This is a genomic window from Alkalibacterium sp. s-m-28 (assembly GCF_054658175.1).
In genome coordinates this window covers 1-948 of the sequence record NZ_BAAGIQ010000211.1, presented here as the reverse complement: position 1 = coordinate 948, position 948 = coordinate 1, and the positions used below count along the sequence as shown (strand labels likewise).

1 protein-coding gene is annotated in these 948 nt (G+C 42.9%); it reads left to right on the top strand.

The genetic code is table 11. From position 1 onward, the window contains the following. Positions 1-5 precede the first annotated feature (5 nt). Positions 6-948 (top strand): group II intron reverse transcriptase/maturase (gene ltrA, locus ACYQ4S_RS11980; RefSeq protein ID WP_459771378.1); only part of this gene is annotated, 943 nt, incomplete at its 3' end.

Here is a 948-nt window from a genome sequence, read left to right as displayed (position 1 = left end):
TAGATGTGCGGAGTAATCGCCTAGGTGAACATAAAGACAAGTATGGTGAGTCTCTTATGAGTCTCGTTGTAAGTAAGAAGAATCTATTCACAGCAGCTAAAGTCGTCAGACGAAATAAAGGAGCTGCTGGAGTAGACGGAATGACAGTTAGCGAGGTGGAAAGTCATATATTAGAAGTTTATCCTTATCTGAGGAAGAAACTTCTAGACGGTTCGTATAGACCTCAACCTGTAAGACGGGTAGAAATTCCAAAAGCTAACGGTGGGATACGCAAACTAGGTATTCCCGTCGTGCGGGACCGAGTGGTCCAGCAAGCTATCAGACAAGTGATAGAGCCTATCATTGATAAACATTTTCTCCCACACAGTCATGGGTTCCGTAAAGGGAAAAGCAATCATACAGCTTTGAAAGAGTGTGTCGACTATTATCAGCAAGGCTATAAAGTAGCTGTCGATTGTGACTTGAAACAGTGCTTTGATACACTCAATCATGATAAGCTGATGTACTATCTCGAACAGTATATACAGGATAAGATGATTCTAAAAATTATCCGTAAGTTCTTACAGAGCGGTGTCATAGATCTGTCTGGCGAATTCGTAGAAAGTAACACAGGCGCACCACAAGGTGGCGTGATTTCGCCCCTACTCAGTAACGTATACTTACATGAACTGGATAAAGAAATGAAGCAGAGAGGGCACCTTTTCGTCCGGTTCGCTGATGACTTCGTCATCTTTGTGAAGTCAAAACGAGCCGGTGAACGTGTGCTCCAAAGTATCACTCGCTTCATTGAAAAAGACCTGAAATTAACTGTCAACCAAGAGAAAAGTAAAGTGGGTTCCCCAACACGTTTAAAGTTCTTGGGTTGTCTGATAACCACAGTGAATGGGGTCTGTCGTTACAGACCTTCGAAAGAAGCCAAAGCGAAATTCATGCGTACCTTGAAACGCT